This is a genomic window from Mangrovibacterium lignilyticum (genome assembly GCF_010882175.1).
Lineage (GTDB): Bacteria > Bacteroidota > Bacteroidia > Bacteroidales > Prolixibacteraceae > Mangrovibacterium > Mangrovibacterium lignilyticum.
Window position 1 is genome coordinate 1,339,297 of sequence record NZ_WKLH01000001.1, and the last position, 23,373, is coordinate 1,362,669.

The 23,373-nt window shown below is 44.8% G+C and carries 16 protein-coding genes and 1 tRNA gene; 8 read left to right on the forward strand and 9 right to left on the reverse strand.

From position 1 onward, the window contains the following. Window positions 1–33: 33 nt before the first annotated feature. The gene (locus tag GJV22_RS05505) at window positions 34–1,284 is read right to left on the reverse strand and encodes an HD domain-containing protein (protein ID WP_163709840.1); all 1,251 of its coding nucleotides are present in this window, start codon (window positions 1,282–1,284) and stop codon (window positions 34–36) included. Between the two features lie 206 nt (window positions 1,285–1,490). Between GJV22_RS05505 and rimP the strand changes: the two genes are divergently transcribed. From rimP to infB, 3 genes are all read left to right on the forward strand, one after another. Next, the gene (gene rimP, locus GJV22_RS05510) at window positions 1,491–1,952 is read left to right on the forward strand and encodes a ribosome assembly cofactor RimP (RefSeq protein ID WP_163709842.1); all 462 of its coding nucleotides are present in this window, start codon (window positions 1,491–1,493) and stop codon (window positions 1,950–1,952) included. 12 nt (window positions 1,953–1,964) lie between these two features. After that, on the forward strand, window positions 1,965–3,200 hold the full coding sequence (nusA, locus tag GJV22_RS05515; RefSeq protein WP_163709846.1) for a transcription termination factor NusA: 1,236 nt from the start codon (window positions 1,965–1,967) through the stop codon (window positions 3,198–3,200). A 111-nt stretch (window positions 3,201–3,311) separates the two neighbouring features. Then, entirely contained in the window at window positions 3,312–6,383 is a 3,072-nt protein-coding gene (infB, locus tag GJV22_RS05520; RefSeq protein WP_163709849.1) for a translation initiation factor IF-2, read from the forward strand. Between the two features lie 147 nt (window positions 6,384–6,530). Here infB and gcvH read toward each other — a convergent pair whose 3' ends face one another. After that, window positions 6,531–6,926 carry a glycine cleavage system protein GcvH gene (gcvH, locus tag GJV22_RS05525; RefSeq protein WP_317168663.1) on the reverse strand — a complete coding sequence of 132 codons (396 nt, stop codon included), beginning with the start codon at window positions 6,924–6,926 and terminating at the stop codon, window positions 6,531–6,533. Window positions 6,927–7,131: 205 nt separating this feature from the next. Between gcvH and tsaE the strand changes: the two genes are divergently transcribed. Beyond that, window positions 7,132–7,554, forward strand: a complete 423-nt coding sequence (gene tsaE, locus GJV22_RS05530) for a tRNA (adenosine(37)-N6)-threonylcarbamoyltransferase complex ATPase subunit type 1 TsaE (protein WP_163709852.1) — start codon at window positions 7,132–7,134, stop codon at window positions 7,552–7,554. 54 nt (window positions 7,555–7,608) lie between these two features. Beyond that, on the forward strand, window positions 7,609–8,817 hold the full coding sequence (locus GJV22_RS05535) for an alanine dehydrogenase (RefSeq protein ID WP_163709854.1): 1,209 nt from the start codon (window positions 7,609–7,611) through the stop codon (window positions 8,815–8,817). Window positions 8,818–8,827: 10 nt separating this feature from the next. Here GJV22_RS05535 and pulA read toward each other — a convergent pair whose 3' ends face one another. From pulA to GJV22_RS05570, 7 genes are all read right to left on the reverse strand, one after another. After that, window positions 8,828–10,768 carry a type I pullulanase gene (pulA, locus tag GJV22_RS05540; protein WP_163709856.1) on the reverse strand — a complete coding sequence of 647 codons (1,941 nt, stop codon included), beginning with the start codon at window positions 10,766–10,768 and terminating at the stop codon, window positions 8,828–8,830. Then, window positions 10,768–11,307, reverse strand: a complete 540-nt coding sequence (locus tag GJV22_RS05545; protein ID WP_163709859.1) for a hypothetical protein — start codon at window positions 11,305–11,307, stop codon at window positions 10,768–10,770. Before GJV22_RS05545 ends, pulA begins: the two co-directional genes overlap by 1 nt. An 85-nt stretch (window positions 11,308–11,392) precedes the next feature. Continuing rightward, window positions 11,393–12,142: a LytR/AlgR family response regulator transcription factor gene (locus GJV22_RS05550; RefSeq protein ID WP_163709862.1), complete on the reverse strand. Its 750-nt coding sequence runs from the start codon at window positions 12,140–12,142 to the stop codon at window positions 11,393–11,395. Between the two features lie 6 nt (window positions 12,143–12,148). After that, on the reverse strand, window positions 12,149–13,189 hold the full coding sequence (locus GJV22_RS05555; protein ID WP_163709865.1) for a sensor histidine kinase: 1,041 nt from the start codon (window positions 13,187–13,189) through the stop codon (window positions 12,149–12,151). Between the two features lie 5 nt (window positions 13,190–13,194). Next, window positions 13,195–13,896: a LiaF transmembrane domain-containing protein gene (locus tag GJV22_RS05560; RefSeq protein WP_163709868.1), complete on the reverse strand. Its 702-nt coding sequence runs from the start codon at window positions 13,894–13,896 to the stop codon at window positions 13,195–13,197. Between the two features lie 73 nt (window positions 13,897–13,969). Then, window positions 13,970–14,371, reverse strand: a complete 402-nt coding sequence (locus GJV22_RS05565; RefSeq protein WP_163709871.1) for a hypothetical protein — start codon at window positions 14,369–14,371, stop codon at window positions 13,970–13,972. Between the two features lie 170 nt (window positions 14,372–14,541). Beyond that, entirely contained in the window at window positions 14,542–16,239 is a 1,698-nt protein-coding gene (locus tag GJV22_RS05570) for a glutamine--tRNA ligase/YqeY domain fusion protein (protein ID WP_163709874.1), read from the reverse strand. Window positions 16,240–16,505: 266 nt separating this feature from the next. Here GJV22_RS05570 and folB point away from each other — a divergent pair, with 266 nt between their 5' ends. The 3 genes from folB (at window position 16,506) to GJV22_RS05585 (ending at window position 23,018) form a co-directional block, all read left to right on the forward strand. Beyond that, window positions 16,506–16,859 carry a dihydroneopterin aldolase gene (gene folB, locus GJV22_RS05575; RefSeq protein WP_163709877.1) on the forward strand — a complete coding sequence of 118 codons (354 nt, stop codon included), beginning with the start codon at window positions 16,506–16,508 and terminating at the stop codon, window positions 16,857–16,859. 64 nt (window positions 16,860–16,923) lie between these two features. Next, a tRNA-Cys gene (locus GJV22_RS05580) sits at window positions 16,924–16,994 on the forward strand. A gap of 549 nt (window positions 16,995–17,543) precedes the next feature. Continuing rightward, window positions 17,544–23,018 (forward strand): SprB repeat-containing protein, encoded by a 5,475-nt coding sequence (locus GJV22_RS05585; RefSeq protein ID WP_163709880.1) that lies wholly within the window; start codon window positions 17,544–17,546, stop codon window positions 23,016–23,018. Window positions 23,019–23,373 lie beyond the last annotated feature (355 nt).

Here is a 23,373-nt window from a genome sequence, read left to right on the forward strand (position 1 = left end):
ATTTCTTGGAGCGGGTGCAAAAATAGGTTTAATTTACCTAATGTCCAATTCTTTCGGATAACAGACAAAATATTTCCTGACTGTGTGCGATAAACCGGACAAATTAATATCAGATGCTTCATTTATTTCGCAGATTTCCCCGTTCTTTTGCAAAATGTTAATCTTGTTATCATCTGTAAGATACGCGTTGTTTGTGATTGAATCCTGCACCAATAAATAACTCACATCATCACCATCAACCCCAAACCGCTGAACGATTTTCTTTTTAATCGAATCCGTCTGACTCTCCAGAAATGGCTCATTCTGCAAATTAATCCGAAATAATTTCCGATTAACCAAACAGCCGGATAAGTACGACAAAATTTGATCTTCGTGAAACTGCCACTGCTTGATTGACGCGATAACATCATCATCTTCCAAACCGGCAAAAACAGCTAATAGCGAACGCCCCATATAGGTTTGTCCATTCTGGAAATGTTCCAGTGTAATTTTATTCTCCAGGAAAACGGATAAACTGGGAGTAGCAAAAAGCTTTACGCCTGCCAAGGCCAACTCTTTCGCCCGCTTCAAGATATTCACCAACAAAAACTCAGCCGAAAGAACCGTTTTGTGCAGATAAACCTGCCAATACATCAACCTTCGGGCAATCAGAAATTTTTCGATTGAATAAATACCTTTCGCTTCAACCACCAATTCATCATTCCGAACATTCAACATTTTAATAATACGATCCGACGCGATCACCCCTTCGGTAACACCGGTAAAAAAGCTATCGCGCCGCAGGTAATCCAGCCGATCAACATCCAGCTGACTGGCGACCAACTGGTGCAGAAATTTCTTCGGATATTCATTTTTAAAGATCTGAATTGCCAGCGACAAGCGACCGTCAAACTGCTGATTCAAGTCCTCCATGATTAAAACAGAAATCTTTTCGTGAACCAGCCCTTCTACAATCGAATATTCCAACGCATGCGAAAAAGGGCCGTGCCCAATATCGTGCAGCAAAATAGCGGCTGTTACCGCCTCTGCTTCCGCTTCCGTTATCTTCACGCCTTTAATGCGTAAATCACCGATCGCCGATCGCATCAGGAAAACGGCACCTATAGCATGTTCAAATCGAGTATGGTTAGCACCCGGGAAAACGATGCACGACAAGCCCAATTGTTTAATGCGTCTTAATCGCTGAAAATAGGGGTGTTCAATTAAATCGAAAATTAATTCGGACTGAATTGTGATGAATCCAAATACCGGATCGTTGATAATCTTTTTCTTGTTTGTTCTCAAACCTCGGAGGTATTCATGGATAAAATTATGAAACAAAATTAAGAAAACTTTTCAATCTGTATCTCCACCCTTTACGCCTAAAAAGAAGCACTGAAAATCATAAACTTCCCTATTTTGTGAATTCAATAGATTTTTGTATTTTTGCGCTGACAAATAAAACATCCACAGCTAGGGGACCTGAAGTCCCCTATTTTATTAGCCATAAAATGATTGAAAAAAGCAAAATCATTCAATTAATTGAAGAAAAGCTGACCGACGACCAGTTCATTGTCGACGTTGAAATCAGCCCGGCTAATCAGATTTCAATACTGATAGACAGCGAGATAGGGATCACAATTGATCACTGCGTTGCGATTAGTCGTCAGGTAGAAGGCAACCTGGATCGTGAAACTGAAGACTTTGAACTGCAAGTAGCATCTGCAGGCTTAGGACAAGCATTTAAAGTTTTTCGCCAGTACGTAAAAAACATCGGAAGTGAAGTTGAAGTTGTTTTAAAAGACGGGCGAAAACTCGAAGGAATATTAAAAAGTGCCAATGAAGGCGGATTTGAGCTGGAAACCTCCAAGAAGGAAAGAGTTGAAGGCAAAAAGAAGAAGGAGCTGGTAACACAGACCCACCAAATTTCGTTTGAAGAAGCAAAAACAGTAAAAAATATTATCAAATTTTAAAACCGGGGCAAGATGGATACGATTAATCTTATCGATACCTTTTCCGAATTTAAGGACCTGAAGAATATCGACCGGGTCACTATGATGAGTGTTCTTGAAGATGTCTTCCGCAATGTTTTGCAAAAAACTTACGGAACAGACGAAAACTTCGACATCATTATTAACATTGATAAAGGCGACTTTGAAATCTGGCGTAACCGGATTGTTGTCGCTGATGATGCAATCACTGATCCAAACCTTCAGATAACCTTAACTGCGGCTAAGAAAATTGACGCGGACTACGAAATCGACGAAGAAGTTACTGATGAAGTAAAGCTGAAAGATTTTGGTCGCCGTGCCATCTTAAACCTCCGTCAGAACCTGGCAAGCCGGATTCTGGAGCTGGAAAAAGATCACATCTATAATAAGTACAAAAGCAAGATTGGCGATATTGTTACCGGTGAAGTATACCAGATTTGGAAAAAGGAAATCTTAGTTTTGGATGACGAAGGCAATGAATTGCTGTTACCAAAACAAGAACAAATTCCATCTGACTATTTCCGTAAAGGAGACACTTTACGTGCGGTCGTTTACAAAGTAGACCTGCGTAATAATAACCCGGTAATCATTTTATCCCGAACATCTCCGGTATTCCTCGAACGTTTATTCGAACTGGAAGTTCCAGAAATCTTCGACGGACTGATCACAATTAAGAAGATTGTACGTGTACCTGGCGAACGAGCCAAAGTAGCTGTAGAATCTTACGATGAACGTATTGACCCGGTTGGTGCCTGCGTCGGAATGAAAGGTTCTCGTATTCACGGAATCGTTCGTGAATTGCGGAATGAGAATATTGATGTTATCAATTACTCAGGCAACCTGCAACTATTCATCCAACGTGCGCTAAATCCGGCGAAAATTACATCCATCAAAATTCACGAAGAAAGCAAGAGAGCAGATGTTTACCTGAAGCCTGATGAAGTTTCATTGGCCATTGGTAAAGGTGGTTTGAACATCCGATTGGCCAGCCAGCTTACCGGTTACGAAATTGACGTTTACCGTGAGATGGTAGCCGATGATGATGACGTTAACCTGGATGAGTTTTCTGATGAAATTGAAGCATGGATCCTTGATGAGTTAAAAGCAATTGGTTGCGACACTGCTAAGAATGTGTTAAGCCTTAGCCGCAATGACTTAATCAAGCGTACTGACCTGGAAGAGGAAACAATTGATGAATTATTACGGATTCTACGTTCAGAATTCGAATAAGAGTTGATGGAAATTTCATCCTTTGCCTGTCAGTTTTTAAATAAATTGAGTAAAATTGCAAAGTTTTAGGAGCCTGAGTTCCAAAGACATTAAAAATAAGAGATTGGGTTTATGACAATTGGCAATAAAAATACGCGACTGAATAAGGTAGCAAGAGAGTTTAACGTTGGGATTCATACGATCGTGGAATTTCTTCATAAGAAGGGATTTGACGTCGATAACAATCCGAACACTAAAATTTCTGACGAGGCTTATCATCTCCTTGAAAAGGAATATAAGAATGATATCAATCTGAAGAAAGAATCTGAAAAAATCAACCTGAAAAGCCAGCGTACCAAGAAAGAAACAATCACTTTGGAGGATATGCAAAACGAGGATGATTCATCAGATGAAGAGGAAGACGACTATCAGACTGATGAAATCCGCATTACCGACAATAGTAGTTCAAAACAAGATTTGCCACCGTCTAAACCTAAGCAAGCTGAACCAAAAGAGGAACAGCGCAAGACCTATTCCACTCCTCTTGAGCAACCCAAAGTTTTAGGAAAAATCGATTTGGACGGTCCTAAAAAGGCCAAGCCGGAACCAAAAGCACAGGAACCTGAGCCGAAGCCGGAACCAAAACCAGAAGCTCCGGTTGAATTGAAAAAAGAGGAAAAACCCGAAACGATTGAACAACCAGTTCCAAAAGAAGAACCGGTTCAACAAATACAAGAATCACCAGCTGAAGAACCTGTAAAAGCAGAAGCCAGTGAAATAGAGGAAACTCAACCAAAACCGGCAGAAACGGAACAAATGCCAACGAATATCCCCAAAGTAGACGAAGTAAAAGTTGTTGGAAAGATTGATCTCTCCAGCATCAACCAAAAAACCCGTCCCGCCAAGAAATCTAAAAAGCAAAAAGAAGACGAGCGCCGGGAACGAGAAAAGCAAAAACGACAAGGCGCCGGCACGGAGCAAAAGCAGGATACTAAAAAACCTGAAATCCGCACCAACGCGAACAAACTTTCTGGTCCAACAGTAGTTGGAAAAATTGATTTACCAAACAACCAAAACAAAGGAAGTCAAGGACAAAATCAAACCGCCGACCCAAATCAAAAGAAAAAACGTCGTCGTATTCAGAAAGATGCATCCGGAAGAATTACTGTTACAAAGCCAGGACAAGGTCAAGCTGGACAAGCTGGTCCGGGAGGACAAGGAGGACAAGGAGGTCCGAGAAGACCTGCAGGATCTGCGGCCGGTAAAGTAAAGAAACGGGTTATTAAAACTGAGGTTAGCGAAGAAGACGTACAAAAGCAAATTAAAGACACACTTGCTCGCTTAACTTCCGGAAAAGGAAAATCCAAAGGATCAAAATATCGTCGTGACAAGCGTACCGCAGCCAGTGAAAAAGCTGCCGCTGAACACGAAAAGCAATCAGCAGAACAAAATATTCTGAAAGTAACCGAGTTCGTATCTGTTGCCGAGTTGGCAACGATGATGGATGTTAGCGTTACACAGGTTATTTCGTCTTGTATGAGCTTGGGTCTGTTTGTGTCAATCAACCAACGATTGGATGCAGAAACCATGTCAGTGGTTGCCGATGAATTCGGGTACAAAGTCGAGTTTGTCAGTGCCGACATCCTGGAAGCGATCGAAGAAGATAACGACCTGCCGGACGAAGTTCATCCACGTGCACCAATTGTAACAGTTATGGGACACGTTGACCACGGTAAAACATCGCTGCTGGACTACATTCGTAGTGCAAATGTTATTGCCGGTGAGGCCGGAGGTATTACCCAGCACATTGGTGCCTACAACGTAACATTAGAAGATGGGCGCGAATTGACATTCCTGGATACACCGGGTCACGAGGCGTTTACCGCGATGCGTGCAAGGGGTGCTCAGGTTACCGATATCGCTATCATTATTGTAGCTGCTGACGACAATATCATGCCGCAAACGAAAGAGGCCATCAACCACGCGCAAGCTGCTGGCGTGCCAATCGTATTTGCGATCAACAAGATTGATAAGCCAGGTGCAAACCCGGACAAAATAAAAGAAGGATTGGCCAACCTCAACTACCTGGTAGAAGAATGGGGTGGAAAATACCAATCACAAGATATCTCAGCTAAACAAGGAACCAACGTTGCCGAATTACTTGACAAAGTGTTGCTGGAAGCAGAAATGCTCGAATTAAAAGCAAACAAAGAGAAACGTGCAACAGGAACCATCATTGAATCGACTCTGGACCGTGGACGTGGTTACGTAGCGACGGTACTGGTTCAGAACGGAACCCTGAAGCAAGGAGATATTATTCTGGCCGGCCAATATTATGGTCACGTAAAAGCGATGTTTAACGAGCGGAACCAGCGCATTGACGAAGCAGGCCCAGCGGAACCGGTTATCGTTTTAGGACTGGACGGTGCACCTCAGGCTGGTGATAAATTCAACGTACTTGAGAATGAACGTGAAGCTCGTCAAATTGCCAACAAACGTGAACAGTTGGCTCGTGAACAAGGCTTACGAACTCAAAAACATATTACACTGGATGAGATTGGACGTCGTATCGCAATCGGTAACTTCCAGGAATTGAACTTGATTGTTAAAGGTGACGTGGACGGTTCGATTGAAGCCTTGTCTGACTCACTGATCAAGTTGTCGACCGAAGAGATTCAGGTGAATGTGATCCACAAAGCCGTGGGTGCGATTTCCGAATCAGATGTTATGTTGGCAACAGCATCCGAAGCCATCATCGTCGGCTTCCAGGTTCGCCCAACCGTTCAGGCGCGTCGCGTGGCGGAGAAAGAAGAAGTCGATATCCGACTATACTCGATCATTTACGATGCGATCGACGAGATCAAATCAGCAATGGAAGGTATGTTATCTCCGGAAATTAAAGAAGAAATCACCGGTACTGCAGAGGTTATGGAAGCCTTCAAGATTACCAAAGTTGGTACGGTTGCCGGTTGTATTGTTCGCGACGGAAAAATGTACCGTTCTTCAAACTATAAAACCCGGGTTATCCGCGATGGCATCGTGATCTACTCCGGCGTTCTCGGATCGTTGAAACGATTCAAAGACGACGTGAAAGAGGTTGCCAAAGGTTACGAATGTGGTTTGAATATCGAAGGTTATAATGACATTAAAGTAGGAGACTTCATTGAATGTTTCCACGAAATCGAAGTTGCCAAGACCTTATAAAACAAAATTACAAACGATAAAAAAATCCGGCCTATGAGCCGGATTTTTTGTTTCACACCAGTTTCAAAAAAAATCATCTGGGAAATACAGACATAAAAAATCCCCAAAGATTGCTCTTCGGGGATTCCGTATTTTCGTGTTGTATTATTAAGCTTCTAACATAGCTGTATAAGCAGCAGCGTCCATCAATTCGTCCAACTGAGCGGCATCTTCGATTTTCACTTTCACCATCCAACCCTCTCCATAGGCATCTTTATTGATCAATTCAGGGCTATCTTCCAATGCTGAATTAAACTCAAGAACTTCACCGCCTACAGGCATAAACAAATCCGAAACTGTTTTCACAGCTTCAACTGTACCAAAAGTTTCGCCCAATGCCAGGGTCTCGCCGACTGTCTCAATTTCAACAAAAACAATATCACCCAGCTCGCCTTGAGCAAAATCGGTAATACCTACAACTGCGACATCACCTTCAACACGAACCCACTCGTGTTCTTTTGTGTACTTTAAATTTTCAGGAAGATTCATAATTGCAAATTTCATAGTGTTTGTTCAAAAGTAATACATTTTTCTATAAATGCCGGAACAATTGAACACTCAATCAAAAATCAATCTAAATACTGATCAAAATTGAATATCGCCTAAACCTCCTCCACCAATTTCATACGTATTCATCTTAAAATTACAAGTATGTACCCGAAAATCTCCGCAGAAGTTTGTTAATTTGCAACACCAAAATAACACGTATATGTTTTCAGTTCAGATTAGCTCGCTCGAAGAATTGCCCCATGTGGCAAAGGAATTCCTTAAAGCTTTTGGTGAGGAGCGATTGTTTGCATTCTATGGTAGTATGGGAGCCGGAAAAACGACATTCATCAAGGCTCTTTGCCGGTCAATGGGGTCAACAGACAATATTACCAGCCCGACTTTTGCCTTAGTCAATGAATATGATACCAGTCTCCCCGAAAAGATTTACCATTTTGATTTTTACCGCCTCAAGGATATGACAGAAGCAATGGATATCGGATTTGACGACTATGTTGAAAGCGGTAACTATTGCTTCATGGAGTGGCCCGAGAAAATCGAGAGACTCCTTCCTGATCATTTAGTTGAAGTTCATATTGAAGAAATCAGCCCTACAGTCAGACGTTTGAAAGCTGAAATTATTTAAGCTATTTGGCTATTTTATTCAGAAAGACTAACTTGGAAAACTAAGCATCCGAAAATGACAGAACAAGAACACAAGCCCGGATTAGCAGGCTGGTATATGCCTCAAGAAGAAATGCTTGAGATTCGACGTAAAGGAAAAAAAATCACCATCGGAATCCCATCCGATTATGCAAAGGTTGAATCGAGAGTTCCACTAACACCCGAAGCTGTTGAATTACTGGTTTCCTATGGACACGAGATCTATCTGGAAACGAACGCCGGAAAAGCATCAAGCTATTCTGATGAAGAATATCGCAATGCCGGGGCAGTTGTTTTGGAAAAACGTGGCGAAGTCTTTCAGTGCGATGTCATATTGCGGGTATCTCCTTTTGAAGGAGAGGATATTGATCTCCTTCGGGGAAATCAAACCCTGATTTCGAATATGCAGCTTAGTACACATTGCACCGAATCCGTTCAAAAACTCATGCGCAAAAAGGTCACGGCTATTGCGTTCGAATATATGGAAAACGAAGAGCATTGTCTTCCGGTTGTTCAGTTGATGAGCCAACTCGCCGGTTCAACTTCCATCATGGTTGCCAGCGAGTACCTCAGCAATTCTCGCAATGGTAAAGGCGTTCTACTCGGCGGCGTTACAGGAATTTCGCCTACCGAACTTGTTATTTTGGGAGCTACAACAACTGCTGAGTTTGCTGCTCGTGCAGCTATCGGACTTGGTGCTCACGTGAAAATTTTCGATAACGATATCTTCAAACTTCGTAAACTGGAAGAGCAACTGGGACACCAGGTTTTCACTTCTGTTTTATATCCCAACGTGTTGAAAAAGGCGTTGAAATCAGCAGATGTGGTTTTAGGCGCTATGTCGATGAACACGGCTCCCTCGTTTCGTGTGTCGAAGGAAATGGTCGCCAAAATGAAAAAAGGCTCAGTCATTATTGATTTGAATGTTAGCCAGGGAGGTTGCTTCGAGACCAGCCGGTGTACCGACTTAAAAAATCCGACTTACACCGAATATGACGTCGTTCACTTCTGTGTACCAAACATCTCATCACTCGTTGCCCGCACCGCCTCAATTGCGTTAAGCAACGTGCTGGCACCCATCATCCGATCTGTTGGGGAAATTGGAGGCATTCAAAACTATATCAAATCAACTAAGGGGTTTCGGAAGGGGATTTACATTTATAACGGAATTCTGACCAATTCTGACTTGGGTGAAAAGCTGCATTTACCATCAAAAGACATCGATTTATTGCTGGCTGTATTCTAAGCCATCGTAACTACTGGACGAGTATCATCATCGAAATCGGAGGAACAACAACCGCATGTTCTTTTATTGTTCTTATACCATCTATCAGAATGGAGCTTTCCTCTGCGATGACTTTCCAACCCTTATCATTCAACAAGTCGAATTGAAATTCTTCGGGTCGGGCATTAAAGATCACCTGCATCTTCGTCCAACGCTGCTCTCCCGGAAAATCATCAATCCGATACGAGACAATTCCCATATGATAATCTTGTGAGAACAGGAGGTGATTACGAATTAACTCAGCGCTTTCCATTCGCAATGCCGGAGCCAGTTTTCGGAGTTGAATTAAATCGCGGAAATAATGAAAGACATCTTCAAATTCCTTTTTTCGCGACCAATCAATCTGATTCACACTGTCAGGTGATTTGTATGAATTGTGGTCACCCCCTTTGGTCCGGCAAAACTCAGAACCACCATGCAAAAAAGGTATTCCTTGTGACGTTAAAACAAGGGCTGCCGCAAGCTTGTGCATTCTTTTTAGCTCATCCGCATCCGATTTAGGGCGACTCATCTGCAACTTGTCAAACAGGGTGAAATTATCGTGACAAGAAGCATAATTCACCGTTTGCCAGGGATGTCGTGCCCAGGCAAAACCAAAGCCTCCAACATAACTGTAAACGATTTGCGGATGATAACAGGCAGCAACAACTCCAAACTTAATGGCCTCCTCGTGAAAAACCAATCCACTAACGAAGCCCATTCCTGTTCCATCGAAATTATTTCCTTTAAGCGAATCCCGAAAATCGTCGTTGAAACAAGCTATACGTTCCAAATGTGAGATATTCCGTTTTACCGCCCGCAGACTTTCATCCATCGAACTTCTGTCAGCAGTCCACCCCTCGCCATACATCAATATCCCGGGGCGCAACTTATCTAAAGCTAAACGAATGGAAAACATTGTTTCCAAATCATGAACGCCCATCAGGTCGAAGCGAAAACCATCCAAATGAAATTCTTCAGCCCAATACAACAACGAGTCGATCATGTATTTGCGGGTCATCGCTCGTTCCGAAGCGAATTCATTTCCGCAGCCACTGGCATTGGAAAAGCCTCCGGAACGTGTTTGCCGGTAATAATAACCGGGAACCGTTTGATTAAACCAAGACCGCCTTGTCGTTCCGGTGTGGTTATAAACCACATCCATTACCACGCCAATACCGGCCTGGTGCAAAGCCATAACCAGCTGTTTAAATTCGGATATTCTCGCTGTTGTATCCGGATCGGTCGCATAACTACCTTCAGGTGCATTATAGTTTAAGGGATCGTATCCCCAGTTATACTTTTCATGTGGTTTCGATTCGTCGACAGTCCAGTAATCAAAAACAGGAAGCAAATGGACATGGGTAATTCCCAAGTCTTTCAAATGGTCTATTCCCGACGTTAATCCTTCCGGCGTTAGCCGCCCTTCTTCTGTAAATGCCAGAAATTGCCCCTTGTGCTCCATCCCTGAGTTTTCAGCCATGGAAAAGTCACGTACATGAAGTTCATAAAGAATACAATTCACCGCATTCTCGACAGGAATAGTCAGATCATCCGACCAGCCTACAGGATCTGTTTCCCGAGGATCGAAAAACAAACCCCGATGTCCGTTGGTGCCAAGAGCACGGGCTTCAATTCCGGGCGTTTCATTCAACCAGTCACCATCGTTGATCCGAATCGTGTAATATAAACCTTTAAACTCGTGTCCCTCAATTGTCAACCCCCAACACCCATGATCCTCGGCATGCAGCCAGTAACGGTGTATTGCTTTTCCGCCGTGACTGTGTTTGTAAACCAAAAATTCAACTTTATGAGCCGTTGGAGCCCATACTTTTACCTCGAATCCGGTTTCAGTCCACCGCACTCCAAGATCGTCACCACTGTACCAGGGGTAAGTTGAAAAATCGATATGGTTAAATTTCCATTCGCGCATTAAGAAATTAAGCTTTTACGTAGGGTGACGTAGTTTGTGGCATAGGTTTTTCCTGTTGTATCTTTAATCACAACCCGCGCCCAATAATACGAATGGAGCGACGGATCGTGTCTATGGAAAACATCTAACTTCAATTGAAGTTCATGCTTTTTGTTCGATTCCAGGTATAAGGGATAAATTTCTGCCCGGTTTGTTCCCTTCAGTCTAAATTTTCGGACCGACCATAACTTTCGGATGACCAACACAGGTGCATTCAGATCAACATCTTTCGATCGTTTATTCCGGACAATCAACGTTAACAGATCGGGACGGTACTTCTTGTTGCCCTGCAAACGGGCTTCAATTCGGCCCTTTGAAAACAAACCCTTGAGATTGAAGCTCACCTTTTTCTTCCCAATAGTATAAATGAAAATCAAAACCGGAACACCAATTAAAAAACCGATGATCAGGTATAAAAAATACCCGTCAGGTCCGACTTCATTTTGTCCAAAACAAAAAATAGGAGCGCAAAAAAATAACAGCAAAAAAAGTTGACGCATGTGAATAGTTTTTCCGATCTAAATGTACGAAAAGAATATATCGGAAAACCAATTTTGCCTCAAACACCGATCAGGAAATGAATTCTTAAAAATCCAGGGCTTCTTTCAGGTTTTTGTAGCCGGACTTACTGACTTTCAGCTTGGTCTTGTCCTTTAAAATCACGACATACGATTCCTTTTCATATTGCTGAATTTCTTCGATTTGTGAAACGCTAACGATGTATGAACGGTGAATGCGGATAAACTCGTGCGGGTCGAGATGGCTTTCAAAAAACTTCATCGTATTCTGTTTCATGTGCCGCCCTTCGTTGGTATAAATAAGCACATAATCGTCCATCGATTCGATATAACGAATATTCGATGTCAGCAAAATATGAATCTTATGGCGATCTTTAACAACCACCCGATCAAGATATCCGTCGGCCGAATATTCACTCAGTCGGTTGATCTTGTCAATCTGATGATCTTGCTTCCCTTGTCGTTCAACGACTTTATCAATGGCTGCTAAAAGCCGATCTTTCGGAAAAGGTTTCAGCAGATAATCAACAGCATTAATTTCGAATGCTTTAAGAGCATATTGGTCATAAGCGGTTGTGAAAATGATGTCTGGTTTATGATCAAGGAGCTGCAACATTTCGAAGCCGGTAATCTTAGGCATCTGGATATCCAGAAAAACCAAATCAGGTTTCCATTCATTAATCTTCTGCACGCCCTCGAACCCGTTTTCACATTCACCCAGAAGATTGACCAAAGGATGATCTTTGAGGTAAGATTTAAGCAGGTCACGCGCCAGTTCTTCATCTTCGACAATCAGCACATTCAATTTTTCGCTCATAGTAGATTATTTTTGAGGAAGCATTAATTCAACTTTAAAACTCGTTTTCAAATCTGTAATTCGCAACAAATTTGGATTTCCATATATCAATTCCAGACGCTGCCGGATATTCTTCAAACCAATGCCTTCGCCTTTATTTTTAATCGATCCGGCATCATATTCGTTCTCAATCGTAATCAAAAAGAAAGCGCTCTCTGGTTTGCAGCTGATCTGAATATTCACCGGCTCGGTTGCCTCGTACACCCCGTATTTTATCGCATTCTCCAGTAAAGGTTGCAAAATCATATTGGGGATTTGAGCATTTAAGCACTTTTCTTCGATCTGAAAAACAGGATTCAGCTTTTTGCCGAACCGAATTTTCTCAATGCCGAGATACAGTTTAATGTGGTCCAATTCATCTTTCAGACTGACTGTTTCCTCCCGGCTATGTTGCAAAGAGTACCGCATAAAAGAAGAAAGGTTGATAACCATTTCCTGTGCTCTTTCGGGCTTACTGATTGTCAACGAAGAAATGCTGTTCAGACTGTTAAATAAAAAATGGGGATTAATCTGCGATTTCAACGCGCTAAGTTCCGCATCCCGGATCAACATTTTCAACTCCGATTCTCTCTTGATTTTATCCTTCAAGGTATTGTAATAATTCACCGCATAAAAGAAAACAACATAGCCCGCATACAACAAATATCCGGTTAACACCTTCGACGGGAGAGACTTTTCGATAAACTCGACATAGCTTTCTTCGACCATTTTCACCAACACGTAGCTCAGGTAGAGCCAGATAACGTTCATGATGGTCGCGGCCACAAAATGAAACAGAATGTTCTTCGTCCAATCATTTTCATCCAACCGGTTATATTGAATGACATACCAGATGCTGGCTCCCATAATCGGGTAAAGCCCAAAGATGACCACCGACTCAATAAAACCAAGACTGTAGCTTATGTCGTACCAAAAAACCTGTACAAAGAAATTTATCAGCCCAATGATCAACCAAAAGACAATATAGTAGAGGCTTAAGACCCGGTTGTTAATGAATGGATGTTTCATGCCGCTTAAACATGTTTGATTTCCACGCCACCAAACAAGGTAATTCCTTTCAGAACGATCGTTTTGGAGGGATCGAATTGCCCTTGCTGGAAAGTGTCGCCACGCTTGTCGGTAAAAGCTCCAAAAATGGTTGAAACTTCATTCCGCACATTCCAATCGAGCGGAACTTTAAGCCCGGTACCTCCAAACAGGCAAGTACAATCGATAACTGCTCCCTGCGGAGATAATGTGGCTTGCCGCAAATCATATTCAATGCCACCAAAGACGGACATGCTGCGTCCGCCCTTTAATTGCTTGGAGTTGATAAATATTTCCCGACCACCAAAAATTACAAAATCATCAAATTCGTCAAAATCTCGTCCTTCGGTACCCTGATGGGATGACGGTCCACTACCTCTTTGCCGATAAACCAACGCAACTCCAATCAAAACCAACATGGCCGGCCAATAAAGCCGTCGTACTTCATAGGGCACATCGAAGAGTTCAGGAAGAATAAAGAAAGTTCCCAAACCAATCAAAATAACGCCCATTACCCGGTTACCTTTCATCATGGCAAGCGCACCAATAGCAATAAGCAGCATTTGCCACGATATTAAAATATCGGACAAACTCCAGGGAATCAAATTCAACCGCTGTAAGATCAGGACTGCCCCAATGGCAATAAATACCACTCCTGCAAAAAATCCTCTATTCCCTCTTCTTTCCATATCTTTTCATTTAGAAAATTTCAAACTTCAGTTTTTCATTCTAATCGGATATTATTTCGATCAGCGAGCTTACTTACAATAAACTCTTGATAAGCATAATACCAATGATAACTAATAACAATGGGAAAAACAAAACCATTAAAACTCCGGGAATAACGATCCCCGGTATAAAAATCAACAAGGCAATTACAATTAGTAATCCTCCTACTCTTCGCTTTCCGCTAACCAGCAACAGGCCAGTAACCAGTAAAAGAACCGGCAGCAATAAATCACCCAATTCCATTTTTAAAAATGAAAAGGTTTCGACAAACCGATCCCTGAAAAATTCCCATCCGGGAAGATAAACCGCCCAGCCTGTTTCCTTTATAATCCAATAGATTCCGACAACAATCAAAATAACACCTAAAGTCGATCCTCTTCGAGGCTTCTCTTTGGGACATTGATTTGTTGTTTGATGCCAATCTTGCTGATTCATACCTTTCAAAATTAAATTGCACTTCAAATGTATTCCTTATTCATAAACGCACGCAGAAAAGATCGGCTAATGGAAGCCTCCAATCGGTAAAAGTCCTAAAACAAAAAGAACGAAGACTTCTATAAGCTCCGTTCTTTGGTTTTATTTTCAGGCATTGTGTACCAATACCATTACTTGCCTTTTACCTTTGCCCAATTGTCGCGCAATTGGGCAGTCCGGTTAAACACGATTTTTTCGGCGTTTGTATCCGGATCAACATTGAAATAGCCGAGACGCTCGAACTGGAACGAATCCAACGCTTTCGCATCCTTCACAAAAGGCTCAATGTAACAATTATCCAGAACCGCAAGCGAGTCCGCATTCAGGAATTCTTTAAAATCGATATCCTTGTGTTCATCGGGCTCTTCGTCTGTAAACAAACGATCATATAACCGAACTTCAGCTTTCACGTTTTCGGTGCAGGAAACCCAGTGCAGGGTTGCTTTCACTTTCCGACCATCCGGTGAATTTCCGCCACGGGTTTCCGGATCGTAAGTACAACGCAATTCAATCACTTCTCCGTTCTCATCTTTAATCACTTCGTTACAAGTTACGTAGTAAGCGTAACGCAAACGAACTTCTTTTCCGGGCGATAAGCGGAAGAATTTACGGGGAGGGTTCTCCATAAAATCATCATGCTCAATATAGATCTCGCGGGTAAAAGGTACTTTTCGGGTACCTGCATCCGGGTTTTCCGGGTTGTTAATCGCATCCAGTTCTTCAACCTGTCCTTCCGGATAGTTTGTAATCACAACTTTCAGCGGGTTAAGAACCCCCATTACCCGTTGGGCAATTCTATTTAAATCTTCGCGAACGCTGTGTTCCAGCAAAGCCACATCAATCACGCCGTCTACTTTAGTCACTCCAATACGATCGGAGAAGTTGCGGATTGAAGCGGGTGTATAGCCACGACGGCGTAAGCCTGAAATAGTCGGCATCCGCGGATCATCCCAGCCGTTCACATAATTTTCCTTTACCAATTGCAAAAGCTTGCGCTTGCTCATCACCGTATAAGTCAGGTTTAAACGGGCAAACTCAATTTGGCGCGGACGATAATCGGTATCACGCAATTGCTCGACAAACCAGTCATAAAGCGGACGATGAACTTCAAACTCCAGGGTACAAATCGAGTGTGTAATGCCTTCCCAATAATCGCATTGGCCGTGCGCAAAATCGTACATCGGGTAAATACACCACTTATCTCCTGTGCGGTGATGCGGAGCTTTCATGATGCGGTAAATGATTGGGTCACGCATGTGCATGTTGGGTGAAGCCATATCGATTTTAGCACGCAGCACGCACTTCCCTTCGTCAAACTCACCGGCTTTCATACGCATAAACAAATCGACATTCTCTGCCACTGTTCTGTTTCTGCAAGGGCTTTCGGCACCCGGACGTGTCGGTGTTCCTTTTTGGCTACTGATGGTTTCAGCATCCTGATCATCGACATACGCCTTCCCTTCTTCTATCAACTTCAGTGCGAAAGCGAACAATTTATCAAAATAGTCTGATGCATAAAACAGACGGTCTCCCCAGTCAAAACCTAACCAACGAACGTCTTCCATGATCGAGTCAACATATTCCGTATCTTCTTTCGATGGGTTGGTATCATCAAATCGCAGGTTGGTAATGCCATTAAACTTCTGAGCAGTCCCAAAATTCAAACAAATCGACTTGGCGTGTCCAATATGCAGATAGCCATTCGGTTCGGGAGGAAACCGGGTATGAACCACCCCTCCGTTTTTACCCGCAGAAATTTCTTCTTCAACAATTTGGTGAATAAAATTCTTCTTGATCACCACTTCTTTTTCAGGACTATTTTCACTCATATAAGTCTTTCTTAAATCTCTCTTTTATATACGTTAAATCCCTCACTCAAAAGCCAAAAGCTTTGGATCACACCGATCGGGGTGATTGATTTCAGGAATCAGCCAATAATCAAACTCAGCCGCAGACATGAGGTCGGCAGATTAAAGACAAAAGTAAAAATGATTTCGCACAAAGGCTTTTTACTTTCCACAAAATGACCAACTAAAAAAGAAAAATTAATTTTACAGGCCAAAGAGATCAATCATATTCAATAAAAAAACATGCAATGGCCGGAATTATAGAACTTGAAGGGTTGGAATTTTATGCCTATCACGGACACTACCTCACCGAAAAACAAGTGGGAGCACGATTTATTGTTTCAGCAACCATTCAGACCGATTGTACCAAGGCTGGTCAAACCGATCAGCTGGATGATGCCTTGAATTACCAAAAGATCTACGATATTATCCGGGAAGAAATGGCAACCCCATCCGCACTCCTCGAGCATGTATGCACCCGAATATTGGATCACATATATCACTCATTTCCAACTATCGAGAAAGCGACCATTAAACTTTCGAAGATGAATCCGCCAATGGGAGGGCAAATCGAAAAAGTAAGCGTTCAGCTAAGTCGGTAATTTTTCCGGAGAATCAGTCTTGCACAGCAAAAATATTTGTATAAATTTGCAGTCCGAAAAACAAGGTCGGTTGGCCGAGTGGCTAGGCAACGGTCTGCAAAACCGTGTACGGCGGTTCGAATCCGCCATCGACCTCAGTTTTTATAAAGCCGTTTGTAATGAAAATTGCAAACGGCTTTTTATTTTAGCCACCGGAGCCTGTTTCTCCTCTTTTTCAAGCCGTCATTTCATCCCTCGTTATCCCGTAAACAGGGAACCACAGCCTTTCCCCCCTGCCGCAAATCATTCAAAATCTGAACAAACCACACGCAACAATACTAGATAACAAAACATTTTTCTTTGCTAATTGGGGTAACCTATTGCTTCTTTTCGAGATTAATTGGTAGGACAGTAATAGTAAAGTGGAATTTGAAAGCGGAAATTGAGATTGCACAATCGACGCTTAATTTTTAATTATTGACAACGCGGCTCTTGAATACTTATTCAAGTACAAGAAAACGCTTGTTACAGACAACTTATCAGCCATACCTGAATAGTCGTCGCATGCCCAACCTTCAAACATTATGATTTGTAAGAATGGCCGTGTATTCAATAAACTCAACAAGATTCCTCAACTGGCACGGTCCTCCCGGAACAGCCGGAATGCCTGCAAAATTAATTGTGCGCAAAACATTTTGAGGGATCATGAATCATATAAAAAGACTTCTTTTTCAACAGAAAACCGTACTCGTGGCTGTTGTATTCCTTACCGGAGTATTACAGACAGCAGGCATCCCGGTTACTGATAGCGCTGCTTCAGATGAAGCAGCCGCAGCGGCATCCGTTCCTTCTGCTGAGCGAGTGACGGGCTCCATGACCTTGAATTTTACGAGTACGGATGAAAGTTGCCCCGGCGCGATGGATGGCAGTATCGATTTGACCATTGCTGATGCCGAAACAATACTGACGATTAATTGGACCAATGGTGCAACTACTGAAGACCTGAGCGGACTGACAGCCGGGACCTACGAAGTTGCCGTTGCTGACGCTGATGAAACGCAAAACCTAAGTATAACGATTGGCAACAGCAATCCTTCGCCATCGGTATCCATTAGTGGCAACGCAACCGCTTGTCAAAACAGCGACAAAATTCCGTTTACGATTTCCGCTTCAGGGGGGCTGGCCCCTTATGTCGCCAATTTCAAACTGAATGGCGGGCTCGAACTGCAGTCGCAACCGTTTACGGACGAAATCACCATGTACCAATCGACAACAAACACCGGTACTTATCACTATGAATTGATCTCAGTGCTCGATGCCAACAATTGCGCCTATCCGGTGTCGGGCGAAATCGTCATTGAAGTGACCAGCGGAGCAACCGTTGATGTTGCGGATGTTCCGGAGTTTTGCCAGGGAGAGCACACTCCGGTCATACCACTCAGCGGCACACCGGACAATGTTGTTTTCGACATTACGGGAGGAGCGGCGATTGGGCTAGGTGATAAAACCGGCGTCACCCAAATCCCGTCGTTTACAGCTCTGACCGGGTCTGCCACCCTGACCGTCACCCCCCGGGCAAACGGGTGTAGCGGAACTCCGGAAACAGTACAGGTAACGGTAAGTCCAAAAGCAGACCTGTCAGTATCTCAAATACTCGAAACGATTTGTTCCGGTGAGACCACGAACATCAAACTAAGCAGCACCACCGCAGGAGCAACATTCAGCTGGGAAGTGCAGGATATGTCTCCTGCCGGGAGCATCAGCGGAGCGACAAATGACAACGGCACTATGATCGTCCAAACTCTGGTCAACACCGGTACCGAAGAAGCAACTGTAACTTACCGGATTACCTCCGGTAAAAACGGGTGTGAAGGCTCTTCCCTGGACGTAACCGTCCGTGTTTATCCTGAAGTCCATGCCACCATCAGCAAAACGACAAACAACTGCCAGGATGAGACTTCGCCGGAAGTCATTTTTTCAGCAACCGACGGACAGGCCCCTTACACCTTCACCTACCGGGTAAATGGCGGAACGGACCAAACAGTGACATTGGCATCGGGGAATTCCATCAGCATCCCGGTTCCAACAGCCAATGCAGGCGAGTTGACCTTTGAACTCATTACTGTTGAAGACCAAACCGGCTGCCCACACCCGGTCAATGAAAGCGTGATCGTTCGCATTTTCGAGAAACCGGTATTGACTTCAGGACTCAGACCGACCGGAATCTGTAGCAATGAAGTATTCACCTACAACCCGACAAGTCAGGTTCCCGGCACAACATTCAACTGGACCAGGGATTTAATTGCCGGAATTCGAAATCCGGCAGCCACCGGGAACGCCAACCCGGATGAATACCTTGAAAATACAACCAATGATCCGATCCCGGTTACTTATACCTACACGCTGACGACTACTGAAGGCTGTGTAAACACCGAAGAAGTTATCGTCATCGTGACGAAAACGCCGGAACTGACAAGCTCATTGACGCCTCCTGATATTTGCAGTGGCACAACCTTTTCGTACACGCCGACCAGCGATATTTCCGGAACCGATTATCCCTGGACACGGGCCGCAGTTCCGGGAATCAGCAACCCGTCATCCTCAGGAACCGGAAATCCCAATGAGATCCTGACCAATACAACATCGTCCCCCATTGGCGTCACCTACCTGTACACCCTAATTTCCAACGGTTGTGAAAACCCCGTTATCTACCCGGTTTATGTTGTTGTCATTCCGGCTCCCAAAGTCACAGCATCGGCAAGCGAAACGGCAATCTGTCCCGGCGAAGGAGTGACTCTGTTTTCATCATCAGACGCGGGTACTCCGCTTCCGGAAACCTTAATCGCTGAAGATTTCAACTCCGGCAACAGCGGAGACCGGTCCGGACCAAATGGATGGACAACAACTTACAATAATTCAAACGCCGCGTGGACGATCCGGGACGACAGTTATTCCCGGAGTGGAAAAACCTTTCGTTCAAATGATAACAGCAAATTCTTTTTAGCCAATTCTGACAATCAATACAATACCCGGTCCGAATTAATTTCTCCGCCCATAAATACGACAGGCTATACTTCGCTGACACTTAGCTTTTGGCAGTATTATCGCAACGGAGGAAATTCAGATCATCCCCGCATTCAAGTCTCGACTGATCAGAATAATTGGACCACAATAGAAGAACTAACAACAGATAAAGGAAACAGCAGCGATTTCGCCAATTACAGCGTTTCCCTGAATGGCTATGTCGGTCAGGCGGCCTTATTTGTTCGTTTCTATTTTGAAGCCAATGATGACTATTACTGGGCAATCGACAACGTCACCCTAACCGGGGAAGGCAATGCAACAGCAATGTTCTGGACCTCCGATCCGGCAGGATTTACATCGACTGAGGCCAATCCTACCGAAGTTTACCCAACAGAAACGACTGATTATATCGCCTGGTACACCGATCCGGATACCGGCTGCCTGAGAAGCGATACAGTTACGGTCATCGTTCGGGAGTCACCCCGGGTGACCATTGAAGCCGATTACTGCTCCGATCCCGGGAAGATTATTTTAACGGCCTCGGGCGCTTCATCCTATCTTTGGATGACGGGAGAAACGACCTCTTCCATCACTGTCGACGTTGCCGGAAACTTTTTTGTTACCGGAACCGATCAATTTGGTTGCAGCAATACCGCTTCCTTTAATACAGCCACCGAATTAGTTGTCAATGGCGATTTTGAACTCGGTGAAGCGGGCAGGACGACCTTTTATACCGATTACGGATTCAGACAACCCTCCGGTTCGCTGGGCGGCGGACTTTATGGTATCGGCAAAGATTCCAGGCCTTACTACGGCTCCTTCCGGGGCGCCCATGACCATACCAGTGGAGACGGCTACTATATGATTGTAGATGGCACCGAAAGCAGCAAAGTGGTGTGGCAACAAACAATCGCGGTTCAGGCGAACACAACCTACTATTTCTCTGCCTGGGCCATGAATATTTACCTGATCAGCAAAACGGGATACAACCCACACTTACAGTTCAGCATCAATGGTCAATTAATTGGCACCGATGTTCTTTTGAATGAATGGACCAACTCTGACACAAACCCCTGGCTCGATAAATTTCGTTTCTGGGGCGAATGGAATTCGGGGTCAGCCACAACAGCTGTCGTTCAGATCCGGGATCTGGAGACCAGTTACCAGCAAAATGACTTCGGCCTCGACGATATCTCGTTCGGGACCTTAGCGCCCCGTCCTGCCGAAGTCGCTCCTAGTTCATCGGGTGATGCCTGCGAAGGCGGAGATATCTCGCTTTATGCCCATGTCAGTTACGGGCGCGAACCGATCACCTTCTTATGGACCGGCCCGAACGGCTTCAGCTCAACCGAGGAAAACCCGCTGCTCTCCAAGGTGACTGCCGCTAACAGCGGAACTTATACTGTCCAGGCTTTCGATGCTTACGGCTGCGCAAACGAATCGGGATCGGTTAGTTTGAAGGTCTTCCCGGCCGTAGAGGTGAATGCCGGACCGGATCAGGAAGTCTGCTACAACAGTCCCCAGGTGAGCCTCACCGGATCGGTTACCGGAGGCGCTACAAGCGGCAGCTGGTCGGGAGGAAGCGGAACCTTCGGTCCCGACGCACAAACACTAACTACCAGCTATACACCAAGCGAGGCCGAAATAGCGGCCGGATTTGCAACGTTAACATTGACAAGCGATACGCCCGGAGGCCCCTGCCCTGTGAAAAGTGATCAGCTGACCATCACGATCAATCAGCCGCTGGAAGTCTCGTTCAGCTTAACAGTCCCGCTTTGTCACGGCGGAAACGATGGCCAAATTACAGCCACCGTCGCCGGAGGACAAGCTCCATACGCCTATCTTTGGAATGACGGACAGACCACACAAACGGCTATTGGCCTGCGTGCCGGAACGTACAGCGTGACCATTACCGACAAAACGGGCTGTTCAGTTACCGAATCGGTGACGCTTTCCGAACCATCAACCTTCATCGTTAACCCGCCGGTTTTTACAGCGCCAGGCTGCTACGGCGGAACGGACGGTTCGGCCACCATCACAGCAACCGGGGGAACACCGCCCTACGAATTCATCTGGGATGCCGCAGCCAACTCTCAAACCACATCGACGGCTGCCAACCTCGGTGCAGGAACGTACTCGGTCGTTGTGCTTTCCGATTCACATGGCTGTGCAGCCACTGCCGTGAAAGTGACCGTTCCCGAGCCCGAAGCCCCGGAACTAAGTTGTCCGAACGATATTTATGTGTTGGCCGACGAAGGACAGGACTATGCTTCGAATGTCACGGTTCCGGCTCCCGAATACGACAGCTTCTGCCAAGCCATTGACTATGAGATGACCGGTGCCACAAGCGGATCCGATGACGGATTAGTGCCATCTCCATCAACCTTTAAGGTTGGCACCACCACCATCACCTATACGGCGGTTAACCTGAAAGGCGAGCTTCTGCAGTGTTCATTCCGGGTCATCGTGTCCGATACCAAACCAGAAATCGACTGTAACGATCCGGTGTCAGTCAGCACCGACGCCAACCAATGCGATGCGGCGGTAACGGTCAGTCTTCCCGAAGTGAATGCCGGGACCGGAATTACCTGGAGTTGGGAAATGACGGGCGCGACCGAAGCCAGCGGAACCGGTTCAATTCCCACCCCTTACACCTTCAAAAAAGGGGTGACAACGATCGTATGGACAGCAACCAATGCCGCAGGATCCGCTCAGTGTACGCAAACCGTAACAGTAACTGACCAACAGCCCCCTGAATTTGTCTCCCCCGATCCGGTTGAAGTTTGTGTGGACCGCCTGATCGAATTTACCTACACCAGGCAAAACATCCCCGACTACGGAACCTTCGAAAAAGGAAACCGCCTGCTCGACCTGAATCCGTCCTCGTTCACGGATAACTGCGGCCTCGGGTGCGACGGAACCATCGAATGGCGGGTGGTTTTTAGCGATGGAAGTCAATTACCGGCCTCGGGTTACAACACCGGGCAACCGTCAACGTATGGTTCCGATTTCCGTTTTCCGGGCGACAGCACCAATGACCTGGAGCTGACCCACACCGTTTACTACCGGCTAACCGACTGCTCCGGAAATACCAGCGACGAGGTCTCCACAACTGTCACGGTTATTCCCCGGGCGAAGATCAGTTCGGCCAACTAGTGAAAGATTCTTAAGTCGACTCAAAAAGCCCGCAATAAACAGCAGGCGACACAAAGGTGAGAGCATACAATGCCTGCTAAACCTGTCACCTTGAACATTGCAGGAGTAAACCTGATACATTGGTTGCTTACACTGCCGCAATGACAGTTTACATCATTGCATCGAAGATTGCAGTCGTTACATAAGACATTTACCTGCAGCAATGGCAGCTTACATCATTGCATTGAAGATTGCAATCGTCACATAAGACATTTACCTGCAGCAATGACAGTTTACATTGTTGCATTGAAGATTGCTGTCGTTATACAAGACATTAACCTGCAGCAATGGCAGCTTACGACGTTAGATCGAAGAC